The following is a 469-nucleotide window of genomic DNA, read 5'->3' as shown; positions in this document are numbered from 1 at the left end:
TCACGTTATTTTTGCGTCCCGCGATCAACAAGAGCGTCATGTAGTGGTGTCGCGCCTCGATCGAGAGGGAAATAAAGTCATCATCGTCGAGCAGATCGTAATACAGTTTGATCCACGGCGGGTTGCGTTTTGTGTAGTGTTGATAGCGTTCGAAGTTCTTTACAGAGAGAAATCGAGGCATGTCTCACCAAAAAGAAAGGCCCCCGAGATCCGCTAGAATCCCGAGAGCCTTTCCATGGTTCAGAGCGACCCTTGCGGATCGGTCTGAAATCGATTCCGTGCTAGCGGTCACGGGATACATCCTCAGTGTGTCGCGCACGATACGCCTTTCTTGTGAACATGTCAAGAGGTGGCCGGGTCCACATGGTGCCTAATCCACTCGCCGGCCACCGCCTCCCCCTGGCCTCTGGGATGACAGGAGGAGGTTGCTTCTATAATCATACGTCCTAACGCTTCCGCGATTTGCGGG

1 protein-coding gene is annotated in these 469 nt (G+C 53.5%); it reads right to left on the bottom strand.

Annotation, left to right across the window (positions count from 1 at the left end; all coding sequences use genetic code 11):
• Positions 1-181, bottom strand: a 181-nt coding sequence (locus CS062_RS27155; RefSeq protein ID WP_233218251.1) for a hypothetical protein, incomplete at its 3' end; no start/stop codon positions are given.
• Positions 182-469 lie beyond the last annotated feature (288 nt).

The sequence above is a fragment of the Roseateles chitinivorans genome (assembly GCF_002761755.1).
In the GTDB taxonomy this organism is placed as follows: domain Bacteria; phylum Pseudomonadota; class Gammaproteobacteria; order Burkholderiales; family Burkholderiaceae_C; genus Roseateles; species Roseateles chitinivorans.
The sequence above is the reverse complement of the archived record's forward strand: the minus strand, read 5'-3'. Positions and strand labels throughout refer to the sequence as shown.